Genomic DNA, 16,940 nt, shown 5'->3' with positions numbered 1-16,940 from the left:
ATTTCTCCACGCTGACCCGCTGGTCAGGACCGGCGGCGGTCCACCCGGTGACCGCTGGTAACGTGGCGTGAAGCCCCGGTCCGGGCCCTCCGCGGCCCGCCCGGTCTACCAGACGTCCTTTAACGACCCGTCCCGTGAGGCGGGGAAGGAGGTCCGCCGTGGCCTACCCACCGGCTGCCCACCCGTCGCCGCCGCGACAACCCTCGGTGAAGGTGATCCTCACCGCCGCCGACGTGTCGCGGGTGGTCGACCGCATCGCCCACCAGATCCTGGAGAAGACCCAGGGCGCCGCCGACACCGTGCTGCTCGGCATCCCCACCCGCGGCGTCCCGCTCGCGCGGCGCCTCGCCGCCCGGATCAGCACCTTCGAGGACGTGACCGTCCCGGTCGGCGTGCTCGACATCACGCTCTACCGCGACGACCTGCGCCGGAACGCCACCCGCGCGGTCGGACCCACCGACCTGCCCCCGGGAGGGATCGACGGCCGCCGGGTGATCCTCGTCGACGACGTGCTCTTCTCCGGCCGCACCGTGCGGGCCGCCCTCGACGCGCTGTCCGACGTCGGCCGCCCGGCCTCGGTCCAGCTCGCCGTCCTGGTCGACCGGGGGCACCGCCAACTGCCGATCCGCGCCGACTACGTCGGCAAGAACATCCCCACCGCGCTCGCCGAGAACGTCAAGGTCACCCTGGCCGAGACCGACGGGGCCGACGAGGTCCGGCTGCACGGAGGCACCTCATGATCCGTCACCTGCTCTCCGGGGCCGACCTCGACGCGGCCACCGCCACCGAGATCCTGGACACCGCGGCCGAGATGGCCACCGTGGCCGGGCGCGAGGTCAAGAAGCTGCCCGCGCTGCGCGGCCGGACCGTGGTCAACCTCTTCTACGAGGACTCCACCCGCACCCGGATCTCCTTCGAGGCGGCCGCGAAGCGGCTCAGCGCCGACGTGATCAACTTCTCCGCCAAGGGCTCCAGCGTGGCCAAGGGGGAGAGCCTGAAGGACACCGCGCTCACCCTCCAGGCCATGGGCGCCGACGCGGTGGTCGTCCGGCACCCCGCCTCCGGCGCCCCGCACCGGCTGGCCAACTGGGTCGACGGCTCGGTGGTCAACGCCGGCGACGGCACCCACGAGCACCCCACCCAGGCGCTGCTCGACGCCTACACGATGCGCTCCCGGCTGGGCCGCCTGGACGGCCTGCACGTGGCGATCGTCGGCGACGTGCTGCACTCCCGGGTGGCCCGCTCCAACGTGCTGCTGCTCTCCACGCTCGGCGCGAAGGTCACCCTGGTCGGCCCGCCGACCCTCATCCCGGTCGACATCTCACCCGCGCTCGCCCCCGGCACCGACGTCTCCTACGACCTCGACACCGTTCTTCCGGGTGTGGACGTGGTGATGATGCTGCGGGTGCAGCGGGAGCGGATGAACGACTCCTACTTCCCCTCGGCCCGCGAGTACGCCCGCCGCTACGGGCTGGACGGCCCGCGGATGCGCCGGCTGCCCGAGCACGCGATCGTCATGCACCCCGGCCCGATGAACCGGGGGATGGAGATCACGCCCGAGGTGGCCGACTCGCCCCGCTCCACCATCGTCGAACAGGTCGCCAACGGGGTCTCCGTGCGGATGGCCGTCCTCTACCTGCTGCTCGGAGGGAACAACCGGTGACCGCGTACCTGATCAGGAACGTGAGTGTGGTCGGCGGCGCGCCGACCGACCTGCTGATCCGCGACGGCGTCGTGGCCGAGACCGGCGCCGGGCTGACCGCGCCGGGGGCCACGGTGCTCGACGCCACCGGCCTGGTGGCCCTGCCCGGCCTCGTCGACCTGCACACCCATCTGCGCGAGCCGGGCCGGGAGGACGCCGAGACCGTCGAGTCCGGCTCCCGGGCGGCGGCGCTCGGCGGCTACACCGCGGTGTGCGCCATGGCGAACACCTCGCCGGTGGCGGACACGGCCGGCGTGGTCGAGCAGGTCTGGCGGCTCGGCCGGGAGGCCGGGCTGGTCGACGTGCAGCCCATCGGCGCGGTCACCGTCGGCCTGGCCGGCGAGCGCCTGGCCGAGCTGGGCGCCATGGCCGACTCGGCGGCCCGCGTGCGGATCTTCTCCGACGACGGGCACTGCGTCGCCGACCCGAAGCTCATGCGCCGGGCGTTGGAATACGTCAAGGCGTTCGACGGGGTGATCGCCCAGCACGCCGAGGAGCCCCGGCTCACCGAGGGCGCGCAGATGCACGAGGGCGAGGTCTCCACCCGCCTCGGGCTGACCGGCTGGCCGGCGGTCGCCGAGGAGGCGATCATCGCCCGCGACGTGCTGCTGGCCGAGCACGTGGGCAGCCGCCTGCACATCTGCCACGTCTCCACGGCCGGCAGCGTCGAGGTGCTGCGGCACGCCAAGGCGCGCGGGGTGAAGGTCACCGCCGAGGTGACCCCGCACCACCTGCTGCTGACCGACGAGAAGGCGACCACCTACGACCCGGTCTACAAGGTCAACCCGCCGCTGCGCACCGCGGCCGACGTCGCCGCGCTGCGGGCGGCCCTGGCCGACGGCGTGATCGACATCGTCGCCACCGACCACGCGCCGCACGCCGTGGAGGACAAGGAGTGCGAGTGGGCGTACGCCCGGCCGGGCATGCTCGGTCTGGAGACGGCGCTCTCCATCGCGCTGGACGTGCTCGGGCCCCAGTGGGACCTGATCGCCGAGCGGATGTCCCGCGCCCCGGCCCGGATCGCCGGGCTGGACACCCACGGCCTCGACCCGGCCCCCGGCGTGCCGGCCAACCTGACCCTGGTGGACCCCGCCGCCCGCCGCGTGATCGAGCCGGCGGAACTGGCCAGTCGCAGTCGCAACACCCCGTACGCCCGCATGACGCTGCCGGGTCGCATCGTGGCGACCTTCCTGCGCGGCGAGCCGACGGTCCTGGACGGAAAGGCTGTCAAGTGAAGAGGCGATCGGCGATTCTCGTCCTGGAGGACGGGCGCACGTTCCACGGCGAGGCGTACGGCAGCGTCGGGGAGACCTTCGGTGAGGCGGTCTTCAACACCGGCATGACCGGCTACCAGGAGACCCTCACCGACCCCTCCTACCACCGGCAGGTGGTGGTGCAGACCGCGCCGCACATCGGCAACACCGGGGTCAACGGCGAGGACGACGAGTCCGGCCGGATCTGGGTGGCCGGTTACGTGGTGCGCGACCCGGCCCGCATCGGCTCCAACTGGCGGGCCACCGGCGGCCTGGAGGACCGGCTCGCCGCCGAGGGTGTGGTCGGCATCAGCGGTGTCGACACCCGGGCGCTCACCCGGCACCTGCGCGAGCGCGGCGCCATGCGGGTCGGCATCTCCAGCGTCGACGACGACCCGGCGGCGCTGCTCGACCGGGTCCGCCACGCGCCGCAGATGGTCGGCGCGGACCTCTCCGCCGAGGTGACCACCGACAAGCCGTACGTCGTCGAGGCGGTCGGTGAGCACCGCTTCACCGTCGCGGCCCTGGACCTGGGCATCAAGCGCAACGTGCCTCGCCGGCTCGCCGCCCGCGGCGTCACCACCCACGTGCTGCCCGCCGGCTCCTCGATCGAGGACCTGCTGGCCACCGGCGCGGACGCGGTCTTCTTCTCGCCGGGGCCGGGCGACCCGGCCACCGCCGAGGGGCCGGTCGCGCTGGCGCGGGAGGTGCTGGGCCGGCGGATCCCGCTGTTCGGCATCTGCTTCGGCAGCCAGATCCTCGGCCGGGCGCTGGGCTTCGGCACCTACAAGCTGGGGTACGGCCACCGCGGCATCAACCAGCCGGTGCTCGACCGGGCCACCGGCAAGGTCGAGGTGACCAGCCACAACCACGGCTTCGCGGTCGCCTGGCCGGGCCGCGAACAGGAGCTCAGTGCGGTCCAGGTCTCGGGCCGTAGGCCCGAGGTCGTCGTCCCCGACCAGGTGATCGAGACCGAGTTCGGCGGCGTCCAGGTGTCCCATGTCTGCCTCAATGACAACGTGGTCGAGGGGCTGCGGGCCAAGGACGTGCCCGCCTTCACCGTCCAGTACCACCCGGAGGCGGCGGCCGGCCCGCACGACGCGGACTACCTCTTCGACCGCTTCGCCGAGCTCATCGAAGGCGGAAAGAATGCCTAAGCGCACCGACCTCAAGCACGTCCTCGTCATCGGCTCCGGGCCGATCGTCATCGGCCAGGCCTGCGAGTTCGACTACTCCGGCACGCAGGCCTGCCGGGTGCTGCGCAGCGAGGGGATCCGGGTCAGCCTGGTCAACTCCAACCCGGCCACGATCATGACGGACCCGGAGTTCGCCGACGCCACGTACGTCGAGCCGATCACCCCCGAGTTCGTCGAGCTGGTCATCGCCAAGGAGCGCCCCGACGCACTGCTGCCCACCCTGGGCGGGCAGACCGCGCTGAACACCGCGGTCGCCCTGCACGAGGCCGGCGTCCTGGAGAAGTACGGCGTCGAGCTGATCGGCGCCAACATCGACGCCATCAACCGGGGCGAGGACCGGCAGCTGTTCAAGGACATCGTGGCCAAGGCCGGCGTACGCCTCGGCCTGGACGACCCGTCGTCGCTGGTGCCCCGCTCCCGGGTCTGCCACTCGATGGACGAGGTCCGCGACACCGTCGGCGAACTGGGCCTGCCCGTGGTGATCCGGCCGTCGTTCACCATGGGCGGCCTCGGCTCCGGCATGGCGCACACCGACGAGGACCTGGAGCGGATCGCCGGTGCCGGCCTGGCCGCCAGCCCGGTGCACGAGGTGCTCATCGAGGAGAGCGTGCTCGGCTGGAAGGAGTACGAGCTCGAACTCATGCGCGACCACCACGACAACGTGGTGGTGGTGTGCTCGATCGAGAACGTCGACCCGATGGGCGTGCACACCGGCGACAGCGTCACGGTGGCGCCGGCCATGACGCTCACCGACTGGGAGTACCAGCGCCTGCGTGACCTGGGCATCGCGGTCCTCCGCGAGGTCGGGGTCGACACCGGCGGCTGCAACATCCAGTTCGCGGTCAACCCGGCCGACGGCCGCATCGTCGTGATCGAGATGAACCCGCGGGTGTCCCGCTCCTCGGCCCTCGCGTCGAAGGCGACCGGCTTCCCGATCGCCAAGATCGCCGCGAAGCTGGCCATCGGCTACACCCTCGACGAGATCCCCAACGACATCACCCTGAAGACCCCGGCGGCGTTCGAGCCGACCCTGGACTACGTGGTGGTGAAGATCCCCCGGTTCGCGTTCGAGAAGTTCCCCGGCGCGGACCCGGAGCTGACCACCACCATGAAGTCGGTGGGCGAGGCCATGAGCCTCGGGCGTAACTTCACCGAGGCGCTGAACAAGGCGATGCGCTCGATGGAGACCACGCGCGGTGGGTTCTGGACCCGGCCCGACCCGGCCGGCGCCACGAAGGAGAACACCCTCGCCGCGCTGCGGATGCCGCACGACGGCCGGCTCTACACGGTCGAGCGGGCGCTGCGGCTGGGCGCCTCGATCGCCGAGGTGGCCGAGGCGTCCGGCGGGATGGACCCCTGGTTCCTGGACCAGATCGCCGCGCTGGTGGAGCTGCGGGCCGAGATCGTCGACGCCCCGGTACTCGACGCCGACCTGCTGCGCCTGGCCAAGCGGGCCGGCCTGTCCGACCGGCAGCTCGCCGCGCTCCGGCCCGAGCTGGCCGCCGAGGACGGCGTCCGCACCCTGCGGCACCGGCTGGGGATCCGACCCGTCTACAAGACTGTGGACACCTGCGCGGCCGAGTTCGAGGCGACCACGCCGTACCACTACTCGACGTACGACCAGGAGACCGAGGTGAGCCCCTCGGACCGGCCCAAGGTGCTCATCCTGGGTTCCGGGCCGAACCGGATCGGGCAGGGCATCGAGTTCGACTACTCCTGCGTGCACGCCGTCATGGCGCTGCGCGAGGTCGGCTACGAGACGGTCATGGTCAACTGCAACCCGGAGACCGTCTCCACCGACTACGACACGGCCGACCGGCTCTACTTCGAGCCGCTCACCTTCGAGGACGTGCTGGAGGTCTGGCACGCCGAGGACTCCTCCGGCAGGGCGGCCGGCGGCCCCGGCGTGGTCGGGGTGATCGTGCAGCTCGGCGGGCAGACCCCGCTCGGCCTGGCCCAGCGGCTCAAGAACGCCGGCGTGCCGATCGTCGGCACCTCCCCGGAGTCGATCCACCTGGCCGAGGAGCGCGGCGCGTTCGGCGCGGTGCTGTCCCGGGCCGGGCTGCGTGCCCCGGCGCACGGCATGGCGACCTCCTACGACGAGGCCAAGGCGATCGCCGACGAGATCGGCTACCCGGTGCTGGTAAGGCCGTCGTACGTGCTCGGCGGCCGGGGCATGGAGATCGTCTACGACGACGCCACCCTGCGCGACTACATCGGCCGGGCCACCGACATCTCGCCGAACCACCCGGTGCTCGTGGACCGCTTCCTCGACGACGCCATCGAGATCGACGTGGACGCCCTGGTCGACGCCGACGGCGCGGTCTACCTGGGCGGCGTCATGGAGCACATCGAGGAGGCCGGCATCCACTCCGGCGACTCGTCCTGTGCGCTGCCGCCGATCACCCTGGCCGGTTCGCACCTTGCCCAGGTGCGCCGCTACACCGAGGAGATCGCCCGCGGGGTCGGGGTGAAGGGCCTGCTCAACGTCCAGTACGCGCTCCAGGGCGACACGCTGTACGTGCTGGAGGCCAACCCTCGCGCCTCCCGGACGGTGCCGTTCGTCTCGAAGGCCACCGCCGTGCCGCTGGCCAAGGCGGCGGCCCGGATCGCGCTCGGCGCCACCATCGCCGAGCTGCGCGCCGAGGGGATGCTCCCGCCCACCGGGGACGGCGGGACGATGCCCGCCGACGCCCCGATCGCGGTCAAGGAGGCGGTGCTGCCGTTCAAGCGGTTCCGCACCCCGTCCGGCAAGGGCATCGACGTGCTGCTCGGCCCGGAGATGAAGTCCACCGGCGAGGTGATGGGCATCGACACCAACTTCGGGCACGCCTTCGCCAAGTCGCAGTCCGCCGCGTACGGGTCGCTGCCGACCGCCGGGAAGATCTTCGTCTCGGTGGCCAACCGGGACAAGCGCGGCATGATCTTCCCGATCAAGCGCCTGGCCGACCTGGGCTTCGAGATCGTGGCCACCACCGGCACGGCCGAGGTGCTGCGCCGGCACGGCATCGCCTGCGAGCAGATCCGCAAGCACTACGAGTCGGGCGAGGGCGAGGACGCGGTGTCGCTGATCCTCGGCGGCGACGTGGCGCTGGTGGTGAACACCCCGCAGGGCTCCGGCGCCAGCGCCCGCTCGGACGGCTACGAGATCCGCAGCGCCGCCGTGACGGCCGACATCCCCTGCATCACCACGGTGCCCGGCGTCGCCGCCGCGGTGATGGGCGTCGAGGCGAGGATCCGGGGCGACATGCGCGTCCGCCCCCTCCAGGAGCTCCACGCCGCTCTCCGGGCCGGCGAGTGACCCCCCGGTTCACCCCGTCGACCATGAGGTTGGCGGCGGTCGAGGAGATCGACCTCGCCGCCAACCTCATGGTCACCGCGGCCGGGGTGGGTGCGGCGTGATCTTCGAGAAGGTCGTGCGGCCTCGCTTGTTCGGGATCGGCGGCGGGGACGCCGAGGCGGCGCACGAGTGGACGTTGGAGCGGCTGGCCTCGGTGTCCCGCCGGGCTTCCGTGCTCCGGGCGCTGCGGGCGCGCTACTTCCGGGCGGCGCCGCGGACCGTGTTCGGGGTGGACTTCCCGAACCCGGTGGGGCTGGCCGCCGGGATGGACAAGAACGGGGTGGCGCTGCCGGCGTGGCCGGCGCTGGGCTTCGGCTTCGTCGAGGTCGGCACCGTCACCGCGCACGCCCAGCCGGGCAACCCCCGGCCCCGGCTGTTCCGGCTGCGCGACAGCGAGGCCGTGGTCAACCGGATGGGCTTCAACAACGCCGGCGCGGAGGCCCTCGCGGCCCGGCTGGCGGCGCTGCCACGCCCGATCGGCGTGCCGCTGGGCATCTCGCTCGGCAAGTCCAAGGTGACCCCGCTGGACGGGGCCGTCGAGGACTACCTGGCCTCCTACCGCGCGCTGAAGGGGCACGGGGACTACTTCGCGGTCAACGTGTCCTCACCGAACACCCCGGGGCTGCGGTCCCTTCAGGACCGGTCCCACCTGGACGCGCTGCTGTCGGCCCTGGTGGGGGAGAAGCCGGTGCTCGTGAAGATCGCCCCCGACCTCACCGAGCCGGCGATCGCCGAGCTGCTGGAGGTCTGCCTCGACCGCGGCGCGGCCGGGGTGATCGCCACCAACACCACGCTGGCCCGCGACGGGCTCGCCCCGGCCGACCGGGCGCGGGGCGCGGAGACCGGCGGCCTGTCCGGCCGCCCGCTGGCCGCCCGCGCCCGCGAGGTGGTCGCCTTCGTGCACCGGGAGACCGGCGGCCGGCTGCCGGTGATCGGCGTCGGCGGCATCCTCGACCCGAACGACGCGGCCCGCATGTTCGACGCCGGCGCGAGCCTGATCCAGCTCTACACCGGCTTCATCTACCGCGGCCCAACCCTGGTCCGGGCAGCCGCGCGGGCGGCCGCCCGGCGCTGACCCCCCACCTACACGCGATCTTGCAGTTACCGCCCCGGCACACCGGTCAATCCGGTCGGGCCAGGGGCCGGAACTGCAAGATCGCGGGGAGAGGGGAGGAAGGAGAGATCGTGACGCCTGACGAGATTCTTGCCCTTGACCGGCGGCATGTCTGGCATCCTTACGCGGCGCTGCCGGCGGCCAGCCCGCCGTATCTCGTGGAGAGCGCCGAGGGGGTGCGGCTGCGGTTGGCTGACGGGCGGGAGCTTGTCGACGGGATGTCGTCCTGGTGGGCGGCGATCCACGGCTACCGGCACCCGGTCCTGGACGCCGCCGTCACCGACCAGCTCGGCCGGATGAGCCACGTGATGTTCGGCGGCCTCACCCACGAGCCCGCCGTACGCCTGGCCCGGACCCTGGTGGAGCTGGCCCCGGACGGCCTGGAGCACGTCTTCCTGGCCGACTCCGGCTCGGTCAGCGTCGAGGTGGCCGTGAAGATGTGCCTCCAGTACCAGCGGGCCCTGGGGCGGCCGGAACGCCGCCGACTGGGCACCTGGCGGGGCGGCTACCACGGCGACACGTTCCACCCCATGAGCGTCTGCGACCCGGAGGGCGGCATGCACCACCTCTGGGGCGACGTGCTGCCCCGGCAGGTGTTCGCGCCGGTGCCGCCGGCCGGCTTCGACACCCCACCCGACCCCGCGTACGAGGCGGCGCTCGTGGACGCGGTGGAGCGGCACGCGGACGAGTTGGCCGCGGTGATCGTGGAGCCGGTGGTGCAGGGCGCCGGCGGGATGCGGTTCCACCACCCGCACTACCTGCGGGTGCTGCGCGAGGTGACCTGGGCGCACGGCATCCTGCTGGTCTTCGACGAGATCGCGACCGGCTTCGGCCGGACCGGCACCATGTTCGCCGCCGAGCACGCCGGTGTCGCCCCCGACGTGCTCTGCGTCGGCAAGGCGCTCACCGGCGGCTACCTCACCCTTGCCGCGGCGCTCTGCACCCCCGAGGTGGCCCGCGCCATCTCCGCCGACGGGGTGCTGGCGCACGGCCCGACCTTCATGGGCAACCCGCTCGCCTGCGCGGTCGCCAACGCCTCCCTGGGCCTCCTGCGCGACTCCGACTGGGCGGGGCGGGTGGCGAGGATCTCCGACGGGCTGCGGGCCGGCCTGGAGCCGCTGCGCGGCACCCCCGGAGTGGCCGACGTGCGGGTGCTGGGCGCCATCGGCGTGGTGCAGCTCGACCACGAGGTGGACATCCCGCGGGCGACCGCCGCCGCCGTCGGCCAGGGCGTCTGGTTGCGGCCGTTCCGGGACCTGGTCTACACCATGCCCCCGTACGTCACCGACGACGCGGACGTGGCCCGGATCGCGGCCGGGATCGAGGCGGCGGTCAAGGCGGGCTGAGCCGGCCCGGGCCACCGGCGACCGGCGCCGGTGGCGGCAGGGCGGTCCGGCCACCGCGCGGCGGCCGGGACAGGAGCACGAGCGGCGGCGAACCCGTCGCCGGACAGCGCGGCGCGAGGCCGCGAGGGAGAGGGAGAGTCGCATGGAGACCTTCGGCGCCCGCCTGCACCGGGCCGTGGCCGAGCGGGGACCGCTCTGCGTGGGGATCGACCCGCATCCGGGGCTGCTCGCCCGCTGGGGACTGTCCGACGACATCGAGGGACTTGATCGGTTCTGCCGGATCGTGGTGGAGGCCATCGGCGACCGGGTCGCCGTGGTCAAGCCCCAGTCGGCGTTCTTCGAGCGCTTCGGGTCCCGGGGTGTCGGAATTCTTGAGTCAACTATCCGACAGTTGCGAAATTCGGGCTCGCTCGTTCTGCTCGACGTCAAGCGCGGCGACATCGGCTCGACGGTGAGCGCGTACGCCTCGGCGTACCTCGATCCATCCAGCCCGTTGTATGTCGACGCGGTCACCGCGAGTCCCTACCTGGGAGTAGGTTCGCTCGCCCCGATGTTCGAGCTGGCCGCCGCGCACGGCGGCGGGGTGTTCGTCCTGGCCCTCACCTCGAACCCCGAGGGCGCCGCCGTGCAGCGGGCCGTCGGGGCCGACGGCCGCACCGTCGCGCAGACCGTCATCGACGAGATTTCCCAGCTCAACCGGGGTGCCGAGCCGCTCGGCAGCTTCGGCCTGGTGGTCGGCGCGACGATCGGCGACACCGGTCACGACCTCGCCGGGGTGAACGGTCCGCTGCTCGCCCCCGGGCTCGGCGCGCAGGGCGCGACGGCCGCCGACCTGCGTACCGTGTTCGGCTCCAGCCTGCCCTCGGTGCTGCCGTCCTACTCCCGCGAGGTGCTGGGCGCGGGGCCCGACCAGGACGCTCTGCGGGCCGCCACCGACCGCGTGCTGGCCGAGTGCCGGGCCGCCCTGGCCACCTCGTGACTGACTGACGGCTCGGTCACTTTCCGTTGATCTTCGCGCGCCCACGTTGCCGAAAACTCCGTTGACCGCTAGTTTTCCCCGCGCTGGGAACCACGGACCCCTTTGGTTGCCAGCGACACCACGTTTCACAGATGCGGCGGTGCGCCCCGCCCGTCGTACTAGGGACCTGAGGAGAACTGGTGCCGCTCCCGTCACTGACCCCCGAACAGCGCGCTGCCGCGCTGGAGAAGGCCGCGGAGATCCGCAAGGCCCGTGCTGAGCTGAAGGAGCAGCTCAAGCAGGGCAAGACCACCCTCGCCACCGTCCTCGAGCGGGCCGAGTCCGACGACGTCGTGGGCAAGCTGAAGGTTTCGGCAGTGCTCCAGGCGATGCCGGGCATCGGCAAGATCCGAGCCACCCAGATCATGGAGAAGCTCAAGATCGCCGACAGCCGCCGGCTGCGTGGCCTGGGCGAGCAGCAGCGCAAGGCGCTGCTTGGAGAGTTCGCCGCCAACTGAACGGCCCACCGTGTAGAAACAAGCGGTGAGCATGGATGACGAGGCGCGCCCGGCGGCTCGGCTCACTGTCCTGGCCGGACCCTCGGGGTCCGGCGGGGGGAGTGTCGTCGAGCTGGTCCGGGCGCGCCTCCCGTCCGTGTGGGTGCCGGTGGCCGCCACCACCCGGCCGGCCTGCCCCGGCGAGGTGGACGGCGTCGACAGGCTCTTCCTCGACGCCACCGGCTTCGACCGCATGGTCGCGGCCGACGAGCTGCTGGAGTGGAGCCGGATCGGGCCGTACCGGCGCGGGGTGCCGCGCGCGGACGTGCGGTCCCGGCTCGCGCAGGGGCAGCCGGTGCTGCTCCCGCTGGACCTGCCGGGCGCGCTCGCCGTCCGGGCCGTGGCCCCGGACGCCCGGCTGGTGCTGCTCACCCCGCCGGCGTACCGGCCGGACCCGGCCGTCGCGGCCGCCTTCGCACACGCCGTGGTGCACGACCGGACCGAGCGCGCGGCCGAGGAGCTGGTAGGCTTGCTCGGTTCTTCCTTCCTGGCTCCGGCCCGACCGCGCCCGAGCGGTTGAGAGGCCACCGCCTCCGGGCGGTGCACAAAGACGCAGAGGTTATTTCGTGGGATCCATCGCCAACCCCGAGGGCATCACCAACCCGCCGATCGACGAGCTCCTCGAGAAGACCACCTCGAAGTACGCGCTGGTCATCTTCGCCGCCAAGCGCGCGCGCCAGGTCAACGCCTACTACAGCCAGCTCGGTGAGGGCCTGCTGGAGTACGTCGGCCCGCTGGTGGAGACCACCCCCCAGGAGAAGCCGCTCTCCATCGCCATGCGCGAGATCAACGCGGGTCTGCTCACCGCCGAGCCGACCGACCAGCCGTAAGCCCCGCCCGCGCCGATGGCCGCCGAGATCGTCCTCGGGGTCGGCGGCGGCATCGCCGCCTACAAGGCGTGTGAGCTGCTCCGGCTCTTCACCGAGTCGGGCCACCGGGTCCGGGTCGTGCCCACCGCGTCGGCGCTCCGGTTCGTCGGGGCGCCGACCTGGGCCGCGCTCTCCGGCCAGCCGGTCGCCGACGACGTCTGGTCCGACGTGCACGAGGTGCCGCACGTCCGCCTCGGGCAGCACGCCGACCTCGTCGTGGTGGCGCCCACCACCGCCGACCTGCTCGCGAAGGCCGCCCACGGCCTCGCCGACGACCTGCTCACCAACACCCTGCTGACCGCGCGCTGCCCGGTGGTGCTGGCGCCGGCCATGCACACCGAGATGTGGGAGCACCCGGCCACCGTCGCCAACGTGGCCACCCTGCGGTCCCGCGGCGTCGTGGTGGTCGAGCCCGCCGTGGGCCGGCTCACCGGCAAGGACACCGGCAAGGGCCGGCTCCCGGACCCCGCCGAGATCTTCGCGGTCGCGCGCCGGGCCCTCGCCCGCGGCGGCGCCGCCCCCGCCGACCTGGCCGGCCGGCACGTGGTGGTCACCGCCGGCGGCACCCGGGAGCCGCTCGACCCGGTCCGCTTCCTGGGCAACCGCTCCTCCGGCAAGCAGGGCTACGCCTTCGCCCGCGCAGCCGTGGCCCGCGGTGCCCGGGTCACCCTGGTCTCGGCCAACGTCGCGCTCGCCGACCCGGCCGGCGCCGACCTGGTCCGGGTGGGCAGCACGGAGGAGTTGCGCAAGGCGACCCTGGAGGCGGCCGCCGACGCGGACGCCGTGGTGATGGCCGCGGCGCCCGCCGACTTCCGCCCGGCGACCTACGCGCCCGGTAAGATCAAGAAGCCGGACGACGGCAGCGCGCCCACCATCGAGCTGGTGACCAACCCGGACATCGCGGCCGAGCTGGGCCGACGCCGGCGGCCGGAGCAGGTGCTCGTGGTCTTCGCCGCGGAGACCGGCGACGCCGAGGCCAACGGCCGCGCCAAGCTGGCCCGCAAGCGCGCCGACCTCATCGTGATCAACGAGGTCGGTGTGGACAAGGTCTTCGGAGCCGAGACCAACGCCGCCACGGTGATCGGGGCGGACGGGTCGGTGCACCGGATGCCCGAGCAGCCCAAGGAGGACCTGGCCGACGCCGTCTGGGACCTCGTGGCCGCCCGGTTGCGGGAGCGGTCCTGACGGTTGGTCACTCTCCGGTTCCCCGGGTCACCCTGGGAGCACGGTGACTAAACTGCCGCCGAGCGACCTTTAAAAGTCTTCACATGCTTAGGAGTGCCGTGACACGTCTCTTCACGTCCGAATCGGTCACGGAAGGCCACCCGGACAAGATCGCCGACCAGATCAGTGACGGCATTCTCGACGCACTGCTCTCCAAGGACCCGCGCAGCCGCGTCGCTGTCGAGACCCTGATCACCACGGGCCAGGTGCACGTCGCCGGCGAGGTGACCACGAAGGCGTACGCCGACATCCCGACCATCGTGCGGGACACCATCCTGTCGATCGGCTACGACTCGTCGAAGAAGGGCTTCGACGGCGCCTCCTGCGGCGTGAGCGTCTCCATCGGCGCCCAGTCGCCGGACATCGCGCAGGGCGTGGACAACGCGTTCGAGCTGCGTACCGGCTCGTCGGAGAGCGCGCTGGACGCGCAGGGCGCCGGCGACCAGGGCATGATGTTCGGTTTCGCCTGCTCCGAGACGCCCGAGCTGATGCCGCTGCCGATCGCGCTCGCCCACCGGCTGGCCCGCCGGCTCGCCCAGGTGCGCAAGGACGGCACGATCCCCTACCTGCGGCCCGACGGCAAGACCCAGGTGACCATCGAGTACGACGGGCTGCGCCCCGTCCGGCTCGACACCGTCGTGGTCTCCAGCCAGCACGCGGCCGACATCTCGCTCGAGTCGCTGCTCACCCCGGACGTCCGCGACCACGTCATCACCCCCGAGCTGGAGGGCCTCGGCCTGGACACCGAGGGCTACCGGCTGCTGGTCAACCCGACGGGGCGCTTCGAGATCGGCGGCCCGATGGGCGACGCCGGCCTCACCGGCCGGAAGATCATCGTCGACACGTACGGCGGCTACGCCCGCCACGGTGGCGGCGCGTTCTCCGGCAAGGACCCGTCCAAGGTGGACCGCTCCGCCGCGTACGCCATGCGCTGGGTGGCCAAGAACGTGGTCGCCGCCGGCCTGGCCGAGCGCTGCGAGGCGCAGGTCGCGTACGCGATCGGCAAGGCCCACCCGGTGAGCCTCTTCATCGAGACCTTCGGCACCGAGACCGTGCCGGTCGCCTCGATCGAGAAGGCCGTCGCCGAGGTCTTCGACCTGCGCCCGGCCGCGATCATCCGGGACCTCAACCTGCTCCGCCCGATCTACCAGCAGACCGCCGCCTACGGCCACTTCGGCCGGGAGCTGCCGGACCTGACCTGGGAGAGCACCGACCGGGCCGCCGACCTCAAGTCGGCCGCGGGAGCCTGACCGGCACCAGGCGCGGCGACCGGCGACCCGCCGAGGGGTCGCCGGTCGCTCGCGTCTGCGTGGACGTGCCCCTGCCGCACCTCGACCGCCCCTTCGACTACCTCGTTCCGGACACCCTGGACGCCGACGCCCGGCCCGGGGTGCGGGTGAAGGTGCGCTTCGCCGGGCAGCTCGTCGACGGCTGGCTGCTGGAGCGCGTCGCGGAGTCCGCGCACCCGAAGCTGGCATACCTGGAGAAGGTGGTCTCCCCGGTGCCGGTGCTGGCGCCGGAGGTGGCCGAGCTGGCCCGCGCGGTCGCCGACCGCTACGCCGGCAGCCTGGCCGACGTGCTCCGGCTCGCCGTCCCGCCCCGCCACGCCCGCGTCGAGAAGGACGTCACCGCGACGGACCCCGCCGGCGCCGGCGCCACCCCGCCGACCGCCACCGATCCCACTCCGGTCGACCCGCGCGGGTGGCGGGACTACCCGGCCGGGCCGGCGTTCCTGCGGGCCCTCACCGCCGGCCGGGCGCCCCGGGCCGTCTGGTCGGCGCTGCCCGGCGAGGACTGGGCCGACCGGTACGCCGACGCCGTGGCCGCCACCGTGGCCGGCGGCCGGGGCGCGGTGGTCGTGGTGGCCGACGCCCGGGACCTGGACCGGCTGGACGCCGCCCTCACCGCCGTCCTCGGGACCGGGCGGCACGCCTGCCTCTCCGCGGCCGCCGGACCGGCCCGCCGCTACCGCGCCTTCCTGGCCGCCCGCCGCGGCGACGTGCCCGTGGTGATCGGCACCCGGGCGGCCATGTTCGCCCCGGTCGAGCGGCTCGGCCTGGTCGCCGTCTGGGACGACGGGGACGACCTGCACGCCGAGCCCCGGGCGCCCTACCCGCACGCCCGCGACGTGCTGCTCACCCGGGCCCAGCTCGCCGGGGTCGCGGCCCTGGTCGGCGGGTACGCCCGCACCGCCGAGGCCCAACTGCTGGTGGAGACCGGCTGGGCCCGCGAGGTGGTCGCGGACCGGGCGACCGTACGGGCCCGGATGCCCGCGATCGCGCCCACCGGAGACGACCCGCAGCTGGCCCGGGACCCCGGGGCCGCCTCCGCCCGGCTGCCCAGCCTGGCCTGGACCACCGCCCGGGACGCGCTCCGCGCCGACCTGCCGGTGCTCGTGCAGGTGCCCCGCCGCGGCTACCTGCCCTCGGTGGCCTGCGCCGACTGCCGGGCCCCGGCCCGCTGCCCGCACTGCGCCGGGCCGCTGGGCCTGCCGTCGGCCGAGGGGGCGCCCGCCTGCCGCTGGTGCGGCCGGGTCGCCGCCGCGTACGCCTGCCCGGAGTGCGGCGGGCGGCGGCTGCGCGCCTCGGTCACCGGGGCCCGGCGGACCGCCGAGGAGCTGGGTCGGGCGTTCCCGGGGGTGCCGGTGCGCACCTCGGGGCGGGAGGAGGTGCTCGCCGCCGTGCCGGCGGGCGCCGGCCTGGTGATCGCCACGCCCGGCGCGGAACCGGTCGCGGAGGGCGGCTACGGGGCGGTGCTGCTGCTCGACTCGTGGGCCCTGCTCACCCGGGCTGACCTGCGGGCCGGCGAGGAGGCGCTGCGCCGCTGGCTGGCCGCCGCGGCGCTGGCCCGGCCCGGCCCGGCCGGCGGGCGGGTGGTGGTGGTCGCCGACGGCGCCCTGGCGCCGGTGCAGGCGCTGCTGCGCTGGGACTCCGCCTGGTTCGCGACCCGGGAGCTGGCCGAGCGCCGTGAGCTGGGCTTCCCGCCGGCGGTGCGGATGGCGAGCGTCACCGGGGTGGCCGACGCGGTGGCGGACCTGCTGGCCGGCGCCGCCCTGCCCGACGGCGCCGAGGTGCTCGGCCCGGTGCCGGCCGACGAGGGGCGGGAGCGGATGCTGGTCCGGGTGCCCCGGGCCCGGGCCGCCGCCCTGGCCGGGGCGCTGCACGCGGCCGCCGGGCAGCGCAGCGCCCGCAAGGCGGCCGACCCGGTGCGGCTGCAGATCGACCCGCTCAGCCTGTTCTGAGCCGGCCCGCCACCCGTGACGTGGCGCACCCGGGCCGTCGCGTACGGTCGTGACCTCGGGTTTGTCGGACACCTCGTCCGGCAAATGGGTGGAAGACGCGTGATAGCATCGCCCGTCATGCCCAGGCGCACGACGGCTCC

Annotated in this window: 14 protein-coding genes; all 14 read left to right on the top strand. The window is 73.7% G+C overall.

Going from position 1 to position 16,940, the window contains the following annotated elements; all coding sequences use genetic code 11:
* The first annotated feature begins 158 nt into the window (after positions 1-158).
* The 14 genes from pyrR (at position 159) to GA0070603_RS08430 (ending at position 16,800) form a co-directional block, all read left to right on the top strand.
* Entirely contained in the window at positions 159-740 is a 582-nt protein-coding gene (gene pyrR, locus GA0070603_RS08495) for a bifunctional pyr operon transcriptional regulator/uracil phosphoribosyltransferase PyrR (RefSeq protein ID WP_091309764.1), read from the top strand.
* Positions 737-1,663, top strand: coding sequence for an aspartate carbamoyltransferase catalytic subunit (locus GA0070603_RS08490; protein ID WP_091309760.1), 927 nt, complete (start codon positions 737-739; stop codon positions 1,661-1,663). The genes pyrR and GA0070603_RS08490 overlap by 4 nt, the downstream gene beginning before the upstream one ends.
* Positions 1,660-2,937: a dihydroorotase gene (locus tag GA0070603_RS08485; RefSeq protein WP_091309756.1), complete on the top strand. Its 1,278-nt coding sequence runs from the start codon at positions 1,660-1,662 to the stop codon at positions 2,935-2,937. The genes GA0070603_RS08490 and GA0070603_RS08485 overlap by 4 nt, the downstream gene beginning before the upstream one ends.
* Positions 2,934-4,112 carry a glutamine-hydrolyzing carbamoyl-phosphate synthase small subunit gene (carA, locus tag GA0070603_RS08480; RefSeq protein WP_091309753.1) on the top strand — a complete coding sequence of 393 codons (1,179 nt, stop codon included), beginning with the start codon at positions 2,934-2,936 and terminating at the stop codon, positions 4,110-4,112. Before GA0070603_RS08485 ends, carA begins: the two co-directional genes overlap by 4 nt.
* Positions 4,105-7,452: a carbamoyl-phosphate synthase large subunit gene (carB, locus tag GA0070603_RS08475; RefSeq protein WP_091309749.1), complete on the top strand. Its 3,348-nt coding sequence runs from the start codon at positions 4,105-4,107 to the stop codon at positions 7,450-7,452. The genes carA and carB overlap by 8 nt, the downstream gene beginning before the upstream one ends.
* 97 nt (positions 7,453-7,549) lie before the next feature.
* Complete coding sequence (locus tag GA0070603_RS08470) at positions 7,550-8,566, top strand: quinone-dependent dihydroorotate dehydrogenase (RefSeq protein ID WP_091309746.1); 1,017 nt, start codon at positions 7,550-7,552, stop codon at positions 8,564-8,566.
* Positions 8,567-8,676: 110 nt separating this feature from the next.
* Entirely contained in the window at positions 8,677-9,951 is a 1,275-nt protein-coding gene (locus GA0070603_RS08465) for an adenosylmethionine--8-amino-7-oxononanoate transaminase (RefSeq protein ID WP_091309743.1), read from the top strand.
* 142 nt (positions 9,952-10,093) lie between these two features.
* Complete coding sequence (pyrF, locus tag GA0070603_RS08460) at positions 10,094-10,930, top strand: orotidine-5'-phosphate decarboxylase (RefSeq protein ID WP_091309740.1); 837 nt, start codon at positions 10,094-10,096, stop codon at positions 10,928-10,930.
* Positions 10,931-11,109: 179 nt separating this feature from the next.
* Complete coding sequence (mihF, locus tag GA0070603_RS08455) at positions 11,110-11,427, top strand: integration host factor, actinobacterial type (protein WP_013285515.1); 318 nt, start codon at positions 11,110-11,112, stop codon at positions 11,425-11,427.
* Positions 11,428-11,452: 25 nt separating this feature from the next.
* Positions 11,453-11,986, top strand: a complete 534-nt coding sequence (locus tag GA0070603_RS08450) for a nucleoside/nucleotide kinase family protein (RefSeq protein ID WP_091309736.1) — start codon at positions 11,453-11,455, stop codon at positions 11,984-11,986.
* Between the two features lie 46 nt (positions 11,987-12,032).
* Complete coding sequence (rpoZ, locus tag GA0070603_RS08445; RefSeq protein ID WP_007075826.1) at positions 12,033-12,296, top strand: DNA-directed RNA polymerase subunit omega; 264 nt, start codon at positions 12,033-12,035, stop codon at positions 12,294-12,296.
* Positions 12,297-12,311: 15 nt separating this feature from the next.
* The gene (gene coaBC / locus GA0070603_RS08440; RefSeq protein WP_091309732.1) at positions 12,312-13,520 is read left to right on the top strand and encodes a bifunctional phosphopantothenoylcysteine decarboxylase/phosphopantothenate--cysteine ligase CoaBC; all 1,209 of its coding nucleotides are present in this window, start codon (positions 12,312-12,314) and stop codon (positions 13,518-13,520) included.
* A gap of 98 nt (positions 13,521-13,618) precedes the next feature.
* Positions 13,619-14,809 carry a methionine adenosyltransferase gene (metK, locus tag GA0070603_RS08435; RefSeq protein ID WP_244282458.1) on the top strand — a complete coding sequence of 397 codons (1,191 nt, stop codon included), beginning with the start codon at positions 13,619-13,621 and terminating at the stop codon, positions 14,807-14,809.
* Positions 14,806-16,800: a primosomal protein N' gene (locus GA0070603_RS08430; protein ID WP_139131842.1), complete on the top strand. Its 1,995-nt coding sequence runs from the start codon at positions 14,806-14,808 to the stop codon at positions 16,798-16,800. Before metK ends, GA0070603_RS08430 begins: the two co-directional genes overlap by 4 nt.
* Positions 16,801-16,940 lie beyond the last annotated feature (140 nt).

The organism is Micromonospora chersina, from assembly GCF_900091475.1.
Taxonomy (GTDB): domain Bacteria; phylum Actinomycetota; class Actinomycetes; order Mycobacteriales; family Micromonosporaceae; genus Micromonospora; species Micromonospora chersina.
Note: the sequence above shows the minus strand (reverse complement) of the source record. Positions and strands in the feature narration are given on the sequence as shown.